The sequence below is a fragment of the Lysobacter silvisoli genome, assembly GCF_003382365.1.
GTDB classification, from domain to species: Bacteria; Pseudomonadota; Gammaproteobacteria; order Xanthomonadales; family Xanthomonadaceae; genus Lysobacter; species Lysobacter silvisoli.
Map to the genome: position 1 here is coordinate 467635 of NZ_QTSU01000001.1, position 13378 is coordinate 481012.

The 13378-nt window shown below is 69.9% G+C and carries 9 protein-coding genes; 5 read left to right on the forward strand and 4 right to left on the reverse strand.

The window, feature by feature from the left end; all coding sequences use genetic code 11:
- Nucleotides 1-7 precede the first annotated feature (7 nt).
- From DX914_RS02225 to DX914_RS02240, 4 genes are all read right to left on the reverse strand, one after another.
- Entirely contained in the window at nucleotides 8-1831 is a 1824-nt protein-coding gene (locus tag DX914_RS02225; RefSeq protein WP_115857431.1) for an ABCB family ABC transporter ATP-binding protein/permease, read from the reverse strand.
- A gap of 68 nt (nucleotides 1832-1899) precedes the next feature.
- On the reverse strand, nucleotides 1900-3402 hold the full coding sequence (locus DX914_RS02230) for a S8 family peptidase (RefSeq protein ID WP_115857432.1): 1503 nt from the start codon (nucleotides 3400-3402) through the stop codon (nucleotides 1900-1902).
- Between the two features lie 75 nt (nucleotides 3403-3477).
- Nucleotides 3478-3879, reverse strand: a complete 402-nt coding sequence (locus tag DX914_RS02235; RefSeq protein WP_115857433.1) for a winged helix-turn-helix domain-containing protein — start codon at nucleotides 3877-3879, stop codon at nucleotides 3478-3480.
- Nucleotides 3876-5171 (reverse strand): hypothetical protein, encoded by a 1296-nt coding sequence (locus DX914_RS02240; protein ID WP_115857434.1) that lies wholly within the window; start codon nucleotides 5169-5171, stop codon nucleotides 3876-3878. The genes DX914_RS02235 and DX914_RS02240 overlap by 4 nt, the downstream gene beginning before the upstream one ends.
- A 138-nt stretch (nucleotides 5172-5309) precedes the next feature.
- Between DX914_RS02240 and DX914_RS02245 the strand changes: the two genes are divergently transcribed.
- From DX914_RS02245 to DX914_RS02265, 5 genes are all read left to right on the forward strand, one after another.
- Nucleotides 5310-6059: a response regulator gene (locus DX914_RS02245; RefSeq protein WP_115857435.1), complete on the forward strand. Its 750-nt coding sequence runs from the start codon at nucleotides 5310-5312 to the stop codon at nucleotides 6057-6059.
- Nucleotides 6056-7816, forward strand: a complete 1761-nt coding sequence (locus tag DX914_RS02250; protein WP_115857436.1) for an ATP-binding protein — start codon at nucleotides 6056-6058, stop codon at nucleotides 7814-7816. The genes DX914_RS02245 and DX914_RS02250 overlap by 4 nt, the downstream gene beginning before the upstream one ends.
- A 294-nt stretch (nucleotides 7817-8110) precedes the next feature.
- The gene (locus tag DX914_RS02255; protein ID WP_115857437.1) at nucleotides 8111-9088 is read left to right on the forward strand and encodes a helix-turn-helix transcriptional regulator; all 978 of its coding nucleotides are present in this window, start codon (nucleotides 8111-8113) and stop codon (nucleotides 9086-9088) included.
- An 84-nt stretch (nucleotides 9089-9172) separates the two neighbouring features.
- Nucleotides 9173-11962: a TonB-dependent receptor gene (locus tag DX914_RS02260; RefSeq protein WP_231118111.1), complete on the forward strand. Its 2790-nt coding sequence runs from the start codon at nucleotides 9173-9175 to the stop codon at nucleotides 11960-11962.
- A gap of 164 nt (nucleotides 11963-12126) precedes the next feature.
- Nucleotides 12127-13233 carry a PDDEXK family nuclease gene (locus tag DX914_RS02265; protein WP_115859100.1) on the forward strand — a complete coding sequence of 369 codons (1107 nt, stop codon included), beginning with the start codon at nucleotides 12127-12129 and terminating at the stop codon, nucleotides 13231-13233.
- The last annotated feature ends 145 nt before the right edge of the window (nucleotides 13234-13378 follow it).

Below are 13378 nucleotides of genomic sequence, written 5' to 3' on the forward strand. Positions count from 1 at the left end.
GCGCGCATCAGCCCGCGACCTCGGCCCCGGCTTCCGCCTCGCGCTGCTGCAGCATCCACATCTGCGCGTACACGCCGCCGCGGCGCAGCAGCTCGCCGTGCTCGCCGCGCTCGACGATGCGGCCGGCGTCCATGACCAGGATCTGGTCGGCGCCCATCACCGTCGACAAGCGGTGCGCGATGACCAGGGTGGTGCGGCCCACGCTGATCCGGTCCAGCTCGGCCTGGATCGCGCGCTCGGACTTGGAGTCCAGCGCCGAGGTGGCCTCGTCGAAGATCAAAATCGACGGGTTCTTCAGCAGCGCCCGCGCGATCGCCACGCGCTGCTTTTCGCCGCCGGAGAGCTTGAGCCCTCGCTCGCCCACCGCGGTGTCGTAGCCGTCGGGCAGGGCGGCGATGAAGTCGTGGATGTGCGCCGCGCGCGCGGCGGCCTCCACGTCCTCGCGGCTGGCCTCGGGCCGGCCGTAGCGGATGTTGTAGTAGATGCTGTCGTTGAACAGCACCGTGTCCTGCGGCACGATGCCGATCGCGCCGCGCAGCGAGGACTGGGTGAGTTCGCGCAGGTCGTGCCCGTCCACGGTGATGCGGCCGGCGTCCACGTCGTAGAAGCGGTACAGCAGCCGCGCCAGCGTGGACTTGCCCGAACCCGAGTGGCCGACCACGGCCACGGTGCCGCCGGCGGCGATCTCGAAGTCGATGCCGCGCAGGATCTCGCGGCGCGGGTCGTAGCCGAAGCGCACCTGCTCGAAACGCACCCGCGGCCGGCTCGGCGCCAGCGCCACCGCGTCGGCCGCGTCGCGCACGTCCTGGCGCTCGTCCATCAAGCCGAACAGCCGCTCCATGTTGGTCAGCGACTGCTTCACCTCGCGGTACATCATGCCCAGCATGTTCAGCGGCGCCGACAGCTGCAGCAGGTAGGCGTTGACCAGGACCAGGTCGCCCACGGTCAGCTCGCCGGCGACCACGCCGCGCGCGGCCAGCCACATCATCGCGGTCACGCCGATGGCCACGATCGCGCTCTGGCCCAGGTTGAGCACGGCCAGGGTCTTGGTCGACTTGACCCGCGCATTCTCCAGCGCGCGCAGGTTATCGTCGTAGCGCGCCGCCTCGTGCGCCTCGTTGTTGAAGTACTTGACCGTCTCGTAGTTGAGCAGCGAGTCCACCGCGCGCTCGTTGGCGCGGGTGTCGGCTTCCACCGAGGCGCGGTAGTAGCGCGTGCGCCACTCGGTCACGGTGAAGGTCCAGGCGCCGTAGGCCAGCAACGTGGCCAGGGTCACGCAGGCGAAGCGCCAATCGTAGTTCCACACCAGCACCGCGGTGACCAGGCTCACTTCCAGGATCACCGGCACGATCGAGTACAGGGTCCAGTCCAGCAGGTCGGTGATCGCGGTGCCGCCGCGCTCCACGTCGCGGGCCACGCCGCCGGTGCGCCGGCCCAGGTGGAACTTCAGGCTCAGACCGTGCAGGTGGCGGAACACCCGCAGGGTGACCTCGCGCGAGGTGCGCGCCATCACTCGCGCGAACACGATCTGGCGCAGCTCGCCGAACAGGGTGGTGCCGATGCGCGCCGCGCCGTAGGCCACCAGCAGCGCCACCGGCAGCACCAGCAGGCTGGGCGCCACGTTCAGGCCGTCGACGATGCGCTTGAGCACCATCGGCACGGCCAGGTTGAGCAGCTTGGCCGCCAGCACCATGGCCAGCGCGAGCAGGATGCGGCCCAGGTAGGGGCGCAGGTAGGGCAGCAGTTCGGCGACGACGGAAAAATCGCCGCGCGAGCCGGCGGCGCGCGCCACGGGCGCGACCGCCGTCTCGACGGGGGTGAGGTCAGTCATGCAGTAACCGGAGGGGAACGGGCGGCGAGGATACGACCTCAAGCGCGCTTGAGGTCAAGCGGTGGCTTTCAACGCAGCTGCCTGGTCGCGGGTACGCGCGATTCGCGCAGCGGGCGGGGCGGCGCAATGCGCAGCGGTTCGGCCGGCAGGGTGCTCGCCGCCGGGCTCAGGCGCAGCTGCGGATCGGGCGGCGGAATCAGCGGCTGCGAGCCGTTCAGCGCGATCGGCCCGAACACTTCGGGATTGACCAGGCCCATGGCGTCGCGGCAGTTCAACAGCGGATAGCTGCGGCCGCTGGCCGGATCCTGGATGCGGCTGCTCGACAACGCCATCGCCTGCATGCGCTGGGCCACGGTGCTGGCCGGCGCGGCCTGCTTCAGCGCGGCCGCGCAGGCGCAGGCCTGCGGCGCCGCCTGCGAGGTGCCGCCGTAGGTCGAGCTGCCGCCGTTGATGCCGGCCGCGGTGACGAAGGCGCTGGCGCCGAACAGGTCGGTGGTGGCGCTGCGGTTGGCGAAGCAGGTCGGCTGCAGCGGCGCGGTCGAGGTCTCGCTGCAACCCAGGTAGGTGATCGCGCCGCCGTTGAAATCCCAGGTTGCGCCGGTGGCCACGGCGTTGGCCACGCAGGCCGGCGCCGCCATCGCGTTGAGGTTGCCCTGGTTGCCGCTGGACACGGTCACCACCGCGCCCAGCGCGTTGAGGTTGCCGATGGCCGTGGCCATGGCCTGGGTCCAGGCGGTGGATGCGTCGCAGTCGCCGGGGAACAGCGAGTCGGTGCCCAGGCTCATGTTCACCGCGTCCACGTCGGGGTGGTTGGCCGCCACCCAGTCCAGCGCCGCGACGATGTCGGAGCTGCAGCAGAAGCGGTTGTTGCGGTCCAGCACCTTCACCGCGACCAGGCCGACCTGCGGCAGCGCGCCGCGCGGCGCCACCGTGCCGTTGCCGCCGATGATGCCGGCCACGTTGGTGCCGTGGCCGTGGTCGTCCTCGGCCGCGCCGGCGCCGCTCTGGGTGGCGGTGCCGTTGGGGCAGCAACCGGCGCCGCCGCCGCTGCAGAAACAGGCCTGGCCGACGATGCGGCCGGCGAAGTCGGCGTGATCGGTGTCGATGCCGGTGTCGATCACCGCCACCTTCATGCCGTTGCCGGCATAACCCGCGCCGGCGATCTCGTGCAGGTTGTTGAGCGCCAGCGCGCCATCGGGCGCGATCGCGCCGCCGGAGCCGCCCGCGTCCAGGTCCACGCGGGCCACGCGCGGATCGCGCGCGAGCGCGGCCAGGGTCGCGGCGTCGGCGCGCAGGGCGAAGCCGGGCACGCGCTGGAAGCGGCGCGTCACTTGCGCCCGCGATGCGCGCGGCAACGCGGCCAGCACCGCGTCGGTCTGCGGCCGCGCCGAGGGCTGCAGGCGCGCGGCGGCGGCATCGCGCGCGGGCGCGGCGCTCTTGAGCAGGACGAACACCGGCGCCGTGCCTTCGCTGCGTACCTGCGCCTGGGCGGCGGCGGACACCTTGGTTTGCGCCAGCGCCGGCAGCGCGGCCAGCCACAGCGCGAGGGTCAGCAAGAGCGGCAGGCGCATGGCGGGCTTCCGGAAGGTGACGCAGGTGGCGTCAGCCTACCGGTTCCGCGGCGGCGGCGCCCGTGCGCCTTGGAGTCAGCGTTCGCCCGCGGCCAGCCGCGCCGGCGCCGGCCCCAGCCCGTCGGCCAGCGCGCGTAGGGTTTCGATCGCGCGGCAGCGGCTGTCGTCGGCCACGCATACGCGGCGGCGGCGGCCGTCGCTGACCACCGTCAGCCAGCCCTGCGCTTCCAACTGGGCCACGTACTGCGAGGCCAGCGACACGCTGCAGCCCAGCAGGCTGGACAGGTCGCCGATGCTCAGGCCGGGCGAGCTGGCGGCGTAGAACAGGATCTGCCCGCGCTTGGGGTTGCCGAAGGCGTCGGTCAGCGCCGAGGCCAGGGTGGCGGTGCGTTCGGTGGCGGCCGCGGCCAGCGCGGTCACGCCGCGGCTGCGCGTGGCGATGGCGGCCTGCGGCGGCCAGGTGCCGGGCAGGTTCATCGCGGCAGCAACCGGCCGGCGAACGCGCCCAGCGAACGGCCCAGGCTGCGCCAGGCGCCGCCGGCGACCGAGCCCTGCGGCAGCAGCGCGGTCAGGCTGCGCTGGGCGTCGCGGCCGTCGCGCGCGGCGCGGGTAAGCAAGCCGCGTTCGTAGTCGGCCAGGGCCGCGGCGATCGAGCCATGGCGCGGCGCGGTCAGCGCGTCGGCCAGTTCCGCCGCGTCGTGCAGTTCGAAGGCCTTGCGGTCGCTGAGCAGCGACGGCGCCAGCCGCGCGGCGGCGCCGAGCAGGGTGCTGCCGCTGCGCTCGTTCCACGCCCGGTCCGGCGCGCTGGTCAGCAAGGCGCGCGCGGCGAAGCGCGGTTCGGCCGCGTCGATCAGGTGCAGGAATTTGCTGTCCCAATGCGCCAGGCGCTGGCGCAGCAGCGCGCGCACCTGCATGGAGTCGGTCCAGTCCACGCCGCGTTGCGACCAGTCGCGCGGCACGCGCAGGCCCAGGCGCAGGTCCAGGCCGCGCTGGCTGTTGCGCTGCACGACCAGCGCGGCGTCGGCGTCGCGCACCGCCAGGCGGTCGCGGTCCAGCCACAGCGCCAGCCGCGGCACCCGCAGTTCCGGCAGGGCGACCTGGCTTTCGATCAGGGTCACGCCGGCGTAGCGCAGGCCGTGGTCGGTGGCGTAGGGGCGCAGCAGCGAGCATTCGCCATCGGCGCCCACCACCAGGTCGGCGTGGGCGCGGCTGCCGTTGGCGAAGTTCAGGCGCTGGCTGCCGTCGGCGGCGGCGGTGAGCGAGCTGAAGCGGCGGCCCCACTGCACCGTGCCCGGCGGCAGTGCGCCCAGCAGCAGGTCGCGCAGCAGGCCGTATTCGATCCGCCATTGCAGCGCCGCGCGCGCCGGCACCGCGCCGTCGCGCTGGCGCCGGCCCTGCGGGTCGACCAGGCGCGTGGCCACGCGTTCGCGCACGCAGCAGCGGTCGAACAGGGGGCCGAGCTCGGCCCCCTGCAGCGCCGCCAGGTCGCGTTCGTGCTCGATGCTCAGGGTGCGCCGGTACCAGGCCGGGTCGCTGGCGCTGCTGGCCTCGTGCAGTTCGACCACGGCGCCGCGCAGCTGCAGCAGCCGGGCCAGGCACAGGCCGCCCAGGCTGGCGCCGACGATGGCCACGCGCCGGCCCTGCAGGGCATGGCGCTCGGCGGCGGCCGCCCGCGGTGCCGGCGCGCGGCTGGGAGGGGCCGCGGTCGGGTCCGGGACGGCGCGCCGGAACTCGCTAGGGGAGGGGGACAGCGTGGCGGTGGGCGGCATGCGGACCGGGCGTGGGGGCGACGGCGATGCCTCATCCTAGGCAGCGCCCGCCCGCGGGCGATTTCGGCCAGCTGTCGTTTTGTTTCGGTGTGTTACAGAGAGCGGCCCCCGCCGCCGCACCCGTTAACCTTTAGCGCTATGGGAACCGCCACCGCCATCGCCGCGCCCACCGTCCTGGTCGTCGACGACGACGACACCATTCGTTCCATGCTGGCGCGGTTCCTGGGCGAGCACGGCATGCGCGTGCTCGAAGCCGGCGACGGCAGCGGCATGGCCCAGCGCATGGCCGCCGAGCCGGTCAACGTGGTGCTGCTGGACGTGATGATGCCCGGCGACGACGGCTTCACCCTGTGCCGCAAGCTGCGCACCACCAGTCAGGTGCCGGTGATCCTGCTCACCGCGATGAACGGCGACACCGACCGCGTGGTCGGCCTGGAGCTGGGCGCCGACGACTACATCGCCAAACCTTTCAATCCGCGCGAACTGCTGGCGCGCATCCGCGCCCTGCTGCGCCGCGCCGAAGCCGATTGGCGCGGCGGCGCGCGCCCAGGTTCGGAATACGGCTTCGACGGCTGGACGCTCAACGCCCGCCACCGCAGCCTGGTCTCGCCGCAGGGCGCGCTGACCGACCTGACCAGCGGCGAGTTCGACCTGCTGCTGGCGTTCCTGGAACACCCGCAGCGCGTGCTCTCGCGCGACCAGCTCATCGACCTGGTCAAAGGCCGCGTGCTGACCCCGTTCGACCGCAGCATCGACGTACAGATCAGCCGCCTGCGGCGCAAGATCGAAGCCAGCCCGCAGCGGCCGCTGCTGATCAAGACCGTGCGCAACGAGGGTTATCTCTTCGCCGCCGACGTTACGGTCGGCGGCGAGGCGCGCGCGCGATGAGCGGGCGCGCGCCCGCGCGCTCCTCGCTGGCGCCGCCGCTGTCGCGGCTGCGGCTGGCGCCGCGCATCGCCATCGTGGTCTTGCTGACCATGGCCATGACCCTGCTCATCGACGTGGCCGTGGGCATGGTCCTGCGCTCCACCGGGCCGACCCTGGTCGACGAACAATCGCTGGTGCAGCAGGCGCTGGACATGCGCGCGCGCCTGGCCGTGCTGCCCGCGCGCGAGCGCGCCGCCGCAGCCGAGCGCGCCACCCGCGCGCGCAAGGTCGAGTTCGCGCTGCTGCCGCGCAGCGACGACCGCCACGGCCCGCCGCTGTCGGGCCTGATCGAGAACATGCGCAAGCGCCTGGTCGAAAGCCCCGACACCAGCGGCGGCGCCTATGCGGTGTCGATGAACGTGCTGCCCGACGGCCGCGGCGGCGCGGTGCGCCAGGTGACCGTGGTGGTGCCGCGCCTGGGCGCCGCGCGCGGCGAGATCCTGTCGGTGGCCGCGCGCCAGGCCATGGGCGCGCCGGCGATCACCGCCGTGCCCAACGGTGCGGTGGCGCTGCGCGTGGCCGAGCCGCTGGAGGCGCTGCACGCCGATGCCGAATCGGCGCCGCGCACGGCCGCCGCGCCGTTGCCTACCGTGGATATGGTCGCCGGCCCGGCCTTGCCGGAGGGCGATACCTGGACGCCCACGGATCGCCCCGGCGACGACCGCCCGCGCCTGTACACCACCTCGGTGCAGTCGCTGCCGCCACCGCCGCCGCGCGGCTTCGTGGTCGGAGGCGTGGTGCCCGGCCTGTTGAACGCGCTGCGTCCGGACCTGGACATGCCACGCATGTCGGTGGCCACCGAGCTGCCCGACGGCCAGTGGCTGCTCGCCAGCCCCGGCAAGCCCAGCCCGCGCTGGCTGCAGCACCTGCTCAAGCTCAGCGGCATGCTGCTGCTGATCCTGGCCGTGGCCGGCCTGTCGATGTGGACCGCGCGCAGCTTCGTGCGCCCGCTCAACGAACTCTCGCAGGCCGCCGAGCGGCTGGGCCGCGAGCGCGAGCCCACGCCGATCGAAGGCATGACCATCCCCGAATACGCGGCCATCGCTCAGACCTTCAACGAAATGCAGGTGCGGCTGAAGCGCTTCGTCGACGACCGCACCCAGCAACTGGCCGCGATCTCGCACGACCTGCGCACGCCGCTCACGCGCATGCGCCTGTTCGCCGAATACGCCGACGACAGCCATCGCGAGCGCCTGCTGGGCGAGATCGCGCAGATGGAGGCGATGATCGCCGGCTGCCTGGCCTTCGCCGGCGAGGACGCCAGCCTGGAGCCGCACCAGACGGTGGATCTGGCTTCGCTGCTGATCAGCCTGTGCGACGACGTCGCCGACGCCGGCGGCGACGCGCACTACGAAGGCCCGGATCACGCCTACCTGCCGTGCCAGCCCATCGCGATGCGGCGCGCGTTCGCCAACCTCATCGACAACGGCTGGCGCTACGGCGACCGCGTGCGCGTGTCGCTGAGCGAGAGCGACGACGCACTGCACGTGGACGTGGCCGACGACGGCCCCGGCATCGCACCGGAATTGTACGAACGCGCGTTCGCACCGTTCCGCCGCTTGGACGACGTGCGCGGTCGGCATATCGCCGGCTCCGGGCTGGGCCTGTCGATCGCGCGCAGCGTGGTGCGCGGCCACGGCGGCGACGTGAACCTGGCGCCGGGCGCGCAAGGCGGCCTGCTGGTGCGTGTGGAATTGCCGAAGCCCGCCAGCGGCTAAACCAAGACGCGCGCGAACGGCGTGCGTCATTTGTTGCACAACTTTGCCGAATCCATACGAAGCCTAAACGCGAACGCGACCGTTCGAAGCGCTTCGAAGCTTGCCGATGCGCACATGGCAACACTGCATCGCGTCGCAACGCGACAGCAGGATCGGACGCTCGCGCCACAGGTGCGTCCGTCGGGCCGGATCGCCCCTCACCATCCGTAGGCCGCTGCGCCCGCGCGTTATCGCGCGGACGGCGCGCGCCTGCGCCGTCGCCGCAACGCGGCACGATCACAGGAGGCAGCCAAGATGCACAGCGATTACCACGGCTACGGCCAGCAAGAAGGCTGGGAAAGCGTGGAAGGCGGGCAGTTGATGGACTCCGAGCGCGCGCCGTCCAACGACGGCTTCCAGCTCTATCTGGTGCGCGACTTCGGCAGCGTGCGCGTGGCGGCAGGCTCGCCCTCGTACTGGCTGCAACTGCGCGGCCGCTCCACGGTGGAAAGCCGGGAAGGGCGTTTCGCCCTGGTCCCGAACCAGTGGATCGCGTTCGATCGCGACAGCGCGCCGCGCATCGACAGCGAGCGCCACGGCCTGGCCATCGGCTTCAGCTGCCGCGCCACGCTGATGCGCGACATCGAACGCCATGCGCGCCTGGACCTGATGCCCGGCGAAGGTCGCATGGAGCCCGGCCAGCGCCGCGCGCTGCTGCGCCTGTGGCGTCAGTGCGCGGGCGCGCGCAGCGCCGGCGGCGCGCCCAACCAGCGCCTGGCCGCGTTCCGCATGCTGCTGGCGTGCGTGCACGAGAGCCAGCGCGAACTCGACGGCCTGCTCGCGCGCTGCCCCGGGCGCCGCCGCGCACGCCAGCGCCAAGTGCTGGGGCGCCTGCAGCGCGCACGCCTGTACCTGCGCGGCAACTCGCACCGCGTGGTGCTGATGGACGAACTGGCGCAGCTGACCAGCTTCTCCACCTGGTGGCTGTCCAAGACCTTCCGCAACGTCTACGGCACCACCGTGCAGGCGGCCAGCGTCAACCAGCGCATCGCTCAAGCCTGCGAGCTGTTACGCGATTCGCCGCTGTCGATCAGCGAAGTCAGTCACGCCTGCGGTTTCGACTCGCCGTGCAGCTTCGCCCGCACCTTCCGCCTGCGCATGGGGTGCACCGCCAGCGCTTATCGCGCCGATCCCGAGCGCGCGATTCGCGAACGCGCCGAACAAGTCAGCGGCCACGAATCCGCAAGTCCGACGCCCGCATTGCGTACCCCTCTGCGCTTGGTCGCGCCGTAGTTTGGCTTGCGTTTAACGCGCACCTAACAACACGCGCCTAACAACGCGCGTTGCGCAACCACCACTACGAGGGGACACCGCTAGATGAAGCAGCACGCCACACCTACCTCCGCCCGCCGCGCCCGCCTGCCGCTGGGCGTCGCCATGGCCCTGGCCGTCGCCGCACCGGCCGTACAGGCGCAGGACGCCGTGCAGGCATCGGACAAGGCGCCGGTCGATCTGGACCGCATCCAGGTCACCGGTTCGCGCATCAAGCGCGCCGACGTCGAAACCTCGCAGCCGATCTTCACCCTGACCCGCGCCGAGATCGACAAGCAGGGCGTGACCTCGGTGGCCGACGTGCTGCAGCGCATCTCCACCAACGGCGCCGCGCTCAACACCACCTTCAACAACGGCGGCGACGGCTCGGCCGGCATCAGCCTGCGCAACCTCGGCAGCGGCCGCACCCTGGTGCTGGTCAACGGCCGCCGCTGGACCACCCAGCTCGACGGCACCGTCGACCTCAACACCATTCCGGCCTCGATCATCGAGCGGGTGGAAGTGCTGAAGGACGGCGCGTCCACCATTTACGGCTCCGACGCCATCGCCGGCGTGGTCAACATCATCACCCGGCAGAATTTCGAAGGCGCCGAGGCCGGCGCCTACATCGGCCAGTTCGGCCAGGGCGACGGCATGCGCCAGGCCTACGACTTCAGCATCGGCGTGAGCAACGACCGCTCCTCGCTGCTGATCGGCGCGTCCTACGTCAAGGAAGAAGAAGTGATGGCCGGCGATCGCAAGATCTCCGCCGGCGGCCCGCCGTTCTTCGGCGGCCAGAGCGCCACCGGCTTTCCGGGTTCGTTCGTCGATCCGCGCGACAACAAGCGCTACGTGCTGGGCAACAACAACAGCTTCGTACCCTTCAGCTCCAACACGCACGGCTACAACACCGCGCCGGACAACTACCTGCTGACGCCGCAGGAGCGCACCTCGTTGTTCGCGCAGGGCACCTTTGACATCACCGACAAGCTCACCTTCCGGGTCGAGACGCTCTACAACCAGCGCGAATCCGAACAGCTGCTGGCGGCCATGCCGGTCACCGGCCTGACCCTGAGCAAGGACAGCATCTACAACCCGACCAAGGGCACCGCGGGCGCGCGCGACCTGATCAGCGTCAGCCGCCGCTTCCAGGAATCGGGCGGCCGCTCGTTCAACCAGGACGTCAAGAACTACCACTTCTACAGCGGCCTGGAAGGCTATTTCAACGTCGGCGAGCGCACCTTCGACTGGGACGTGGGCTACCGTTACGACCGCACCGACCAGAACCAGATCACCTACGGCCTGTTCAACCTGGCCAACTTGCGCAACGCCTACGGCCCGTCCTTCATCGACTCCGCCGGCGTGGCCCGCTGCGGCACGCCCACCGCGGTCATCGCCGGCTGCGTGCCGATCAACCCGCTGGGCGGCCTGGGCTCGATCAGTCAGGAAGCGCTGAACTACGTGTCCTTCACCGCCCACGACTCCAGCCGGGTCGAGTCCAAGAGCTACACCGCCAACATCAGCGGCGACCTGTTCGACCTGCCGGCCGGCCCGCTGGGCTTCGCCGCCGGCTACGAGCACCGCACCGAGAGCGGTCAGTTCGACCCGGACGCCTTCATCGCCGCCGGCCTGAGCACCGGCAACGGCAGCAAGCCCACCTCCGGCTCCTACTCGCTGGACGACCTGTACGCCGAATTCGCCGTGCCGGTGCTGGCCGACGTGCCCTTCGCCAAGCTGCTCGACTTCTCGGTGGCCACGCGCTACTCCGACTACAGCAACTTCGGCGACACCCTCAACAGCAAGTTCGGCTTCCGCTGGAAGCCCTTCGACGACCTGCTGATCCGCGGCAACTGGTCCGAAGGCTTCCGCGCGCCCACCATCAACAACCTGTTCGCCGGCGACGCCGACACCTTCGTCAGCTACGCCGATCCTTGCTCCAGCCACACCGGCCGCCGCAGCAACCCGCAGATCGCCGCCAAGTGCGCCGCCGACGGCGTGCCCGCCGGCTACACCCAGTCCGGCAGCGGCTCCTCGCGCCAGACCGTGGAAGCCTTCGTCAACAAATCCAACCCCGACCTGCAGCCGGAAACCTCGGTCAGCAAGACCCTGGGCTTCGTCTACAGCCCGAGTTGGATCCAGGGCTTCGACATCGCCGTGGACTGGTACAAGATCAAGATCGAAAACGCGATCACCCGCCCCACCGCCCAGTTCGTGCTCGACAAGTGCTACGCCGGCACCCCCGCCGAACAGGCCGTGTACTGCGCCCTGTTCAAGCGCGACAACGCCTACCCGGGCAACCCCGGCACCATCGTCGACATGGACCTGCCGCTGCTGAACTTGGCCGAGTACACCGTCGAAGGCTGGGACGTGACCATGAACTACCGCCTGCCGGAAACCGCGTACGGCAAGTTCTCGATCAGCTGGGACACCAGCTACACGTCCAACTGGGAGACCCGCACCACCAAGGACTCCAAGCCCGAACAGCGCCAGGGCCTGTACCTGCCGCAAGACCCGTACTGGCGCATCAAGTCCAACCTGTACCTGGACTGGGCCAAGGGCGACTTCGGCGCCACCTGGGGCGTGCGCTACAAGTCCGGCATCGACGAAACCTGCCCGGCCGCGTTCAAGGCCTACTGCTCCGACCCGGACAACCTGAAGAACCACCTGGGCGCCACGACGTATCACGACCTGCAGCTGCGCTACAACACGCCCTGGAACGCCACCGTCTCCATCGGCGCCAACAACCTCTTCGCCAAGGACCCGCCGCTGGCCCTGACCGCCCCGTACAACCAGTTCGACCAGCAGTACGACGTACCGGGCCGCTACTACTACATGCAGTACCGCCAGCGCTTCTGATCGATCCCCGGGCTGCGGGTCCAATCCGTTGCCGTTGCGCTGCGTCCCGAGAGGGGCGCAGCGCTTTTTCGTCTTAACGGCATAGCGGCTCACGTCGGAAGCAGCCACGCGTCGCAGGATTCAGTTACCGTAGCGCCAACAACACCTTGCAGGGGGAGCAGGGAATGCCGATCCGACATGCTATTTGGACCGTTGGCGAAACACCGCAGCTGCTGACGAGTTCACGTCTTCCTAGCGAGAACTTCCTGGAAGAAATGATCCTCAAGCGCCCGGACATCCTGTCTGGCGAGTGGATGATCATTGGTCGGCAAGAGCACACCGGATTCGGCGGCCGCATCGACCTCTTGGCGATCGAGCCAGACGCATCGCTGGTTCTGATCGAGCTCAAGCGCGATCGCACGCCCCGGGAAGTGGTGGCGCAGGCATTGGACTACGCAGCCTGGGTCGACCAGCTCACCCCCGAGCGCATCGCCCAGATCTACCAGCGCTACTCCAAAGGACGAGATCTGGCCCAGGATTTCAAAGCTCGCTTTGGCGGCGACCTGGACGAGGATTCTCTCAATCAATCCCATCAGATCATTCTGGTGGCAGCAGAACTGGATGATTCGACCGAACGCATCATCAACTACCTCAACGCGCGCGACGTTGCGATCAACGTGATCTTTTTTCGCGTGTTCCAGAATGGTGGTCAGCAGTTGCTCAGCCGCGCTTGGCTGATCGACCCAAGCGAGACGCAAGCCAACGCCGCCACCGTTACCGGTGCGCGCGCCTCAGGCGAGCGAGAACCCTGGAATGGCGAGTTCTATGTCTCCTACGGGGGAGATCGCTCCTGGGAAGATGCCAGCCGATACGGCTTCATCAGCGCCGGCGGCGGCAGTTGGTACTCGCAGACGCTGAAGTTGCTTTCGCCTGGGGATCGGGTGTGGGTAAAAATTCCCAAGACCGGCTACGTCGGAGTAGGACGGGTGCGGGAGCCGAGCCAGCCTATTCGCGACTTGGTGTTCGATACACCTGAAGGGCCGCGCGGAGCCACGGAGGTGTTGGAGGACGGTGAGCGCTTCGCCCAGTGGGCAGACGATCCCGAAAACGCGGAATACGCAGTCACTGTTGACTGGTTGGACCGTGTCAGTGCTGCACGCGCCTTCAACGAGTTGGGCTTGTTCGGCAATCAGAACACCGTCTGTCAGCCCACGACTCCCAAGTGGCGCCATACCGTCGAGCGTTTGAAGAACGTGTTTACCAATTGGGATGCGGTAGTGGGGTCCAGGTAAGCGCCTGATGTGACCACCGCGGCTATGGCGGCCGCCAAACACGAAAAAGCCGGCTCTGGGCCGGCTTTTTCGTAAAGCACTGGATTTAGTGGTGGAGCGGAGGAGGATCGAACTCCCGACCTTCGCATTGCGAACGCGATTTTTC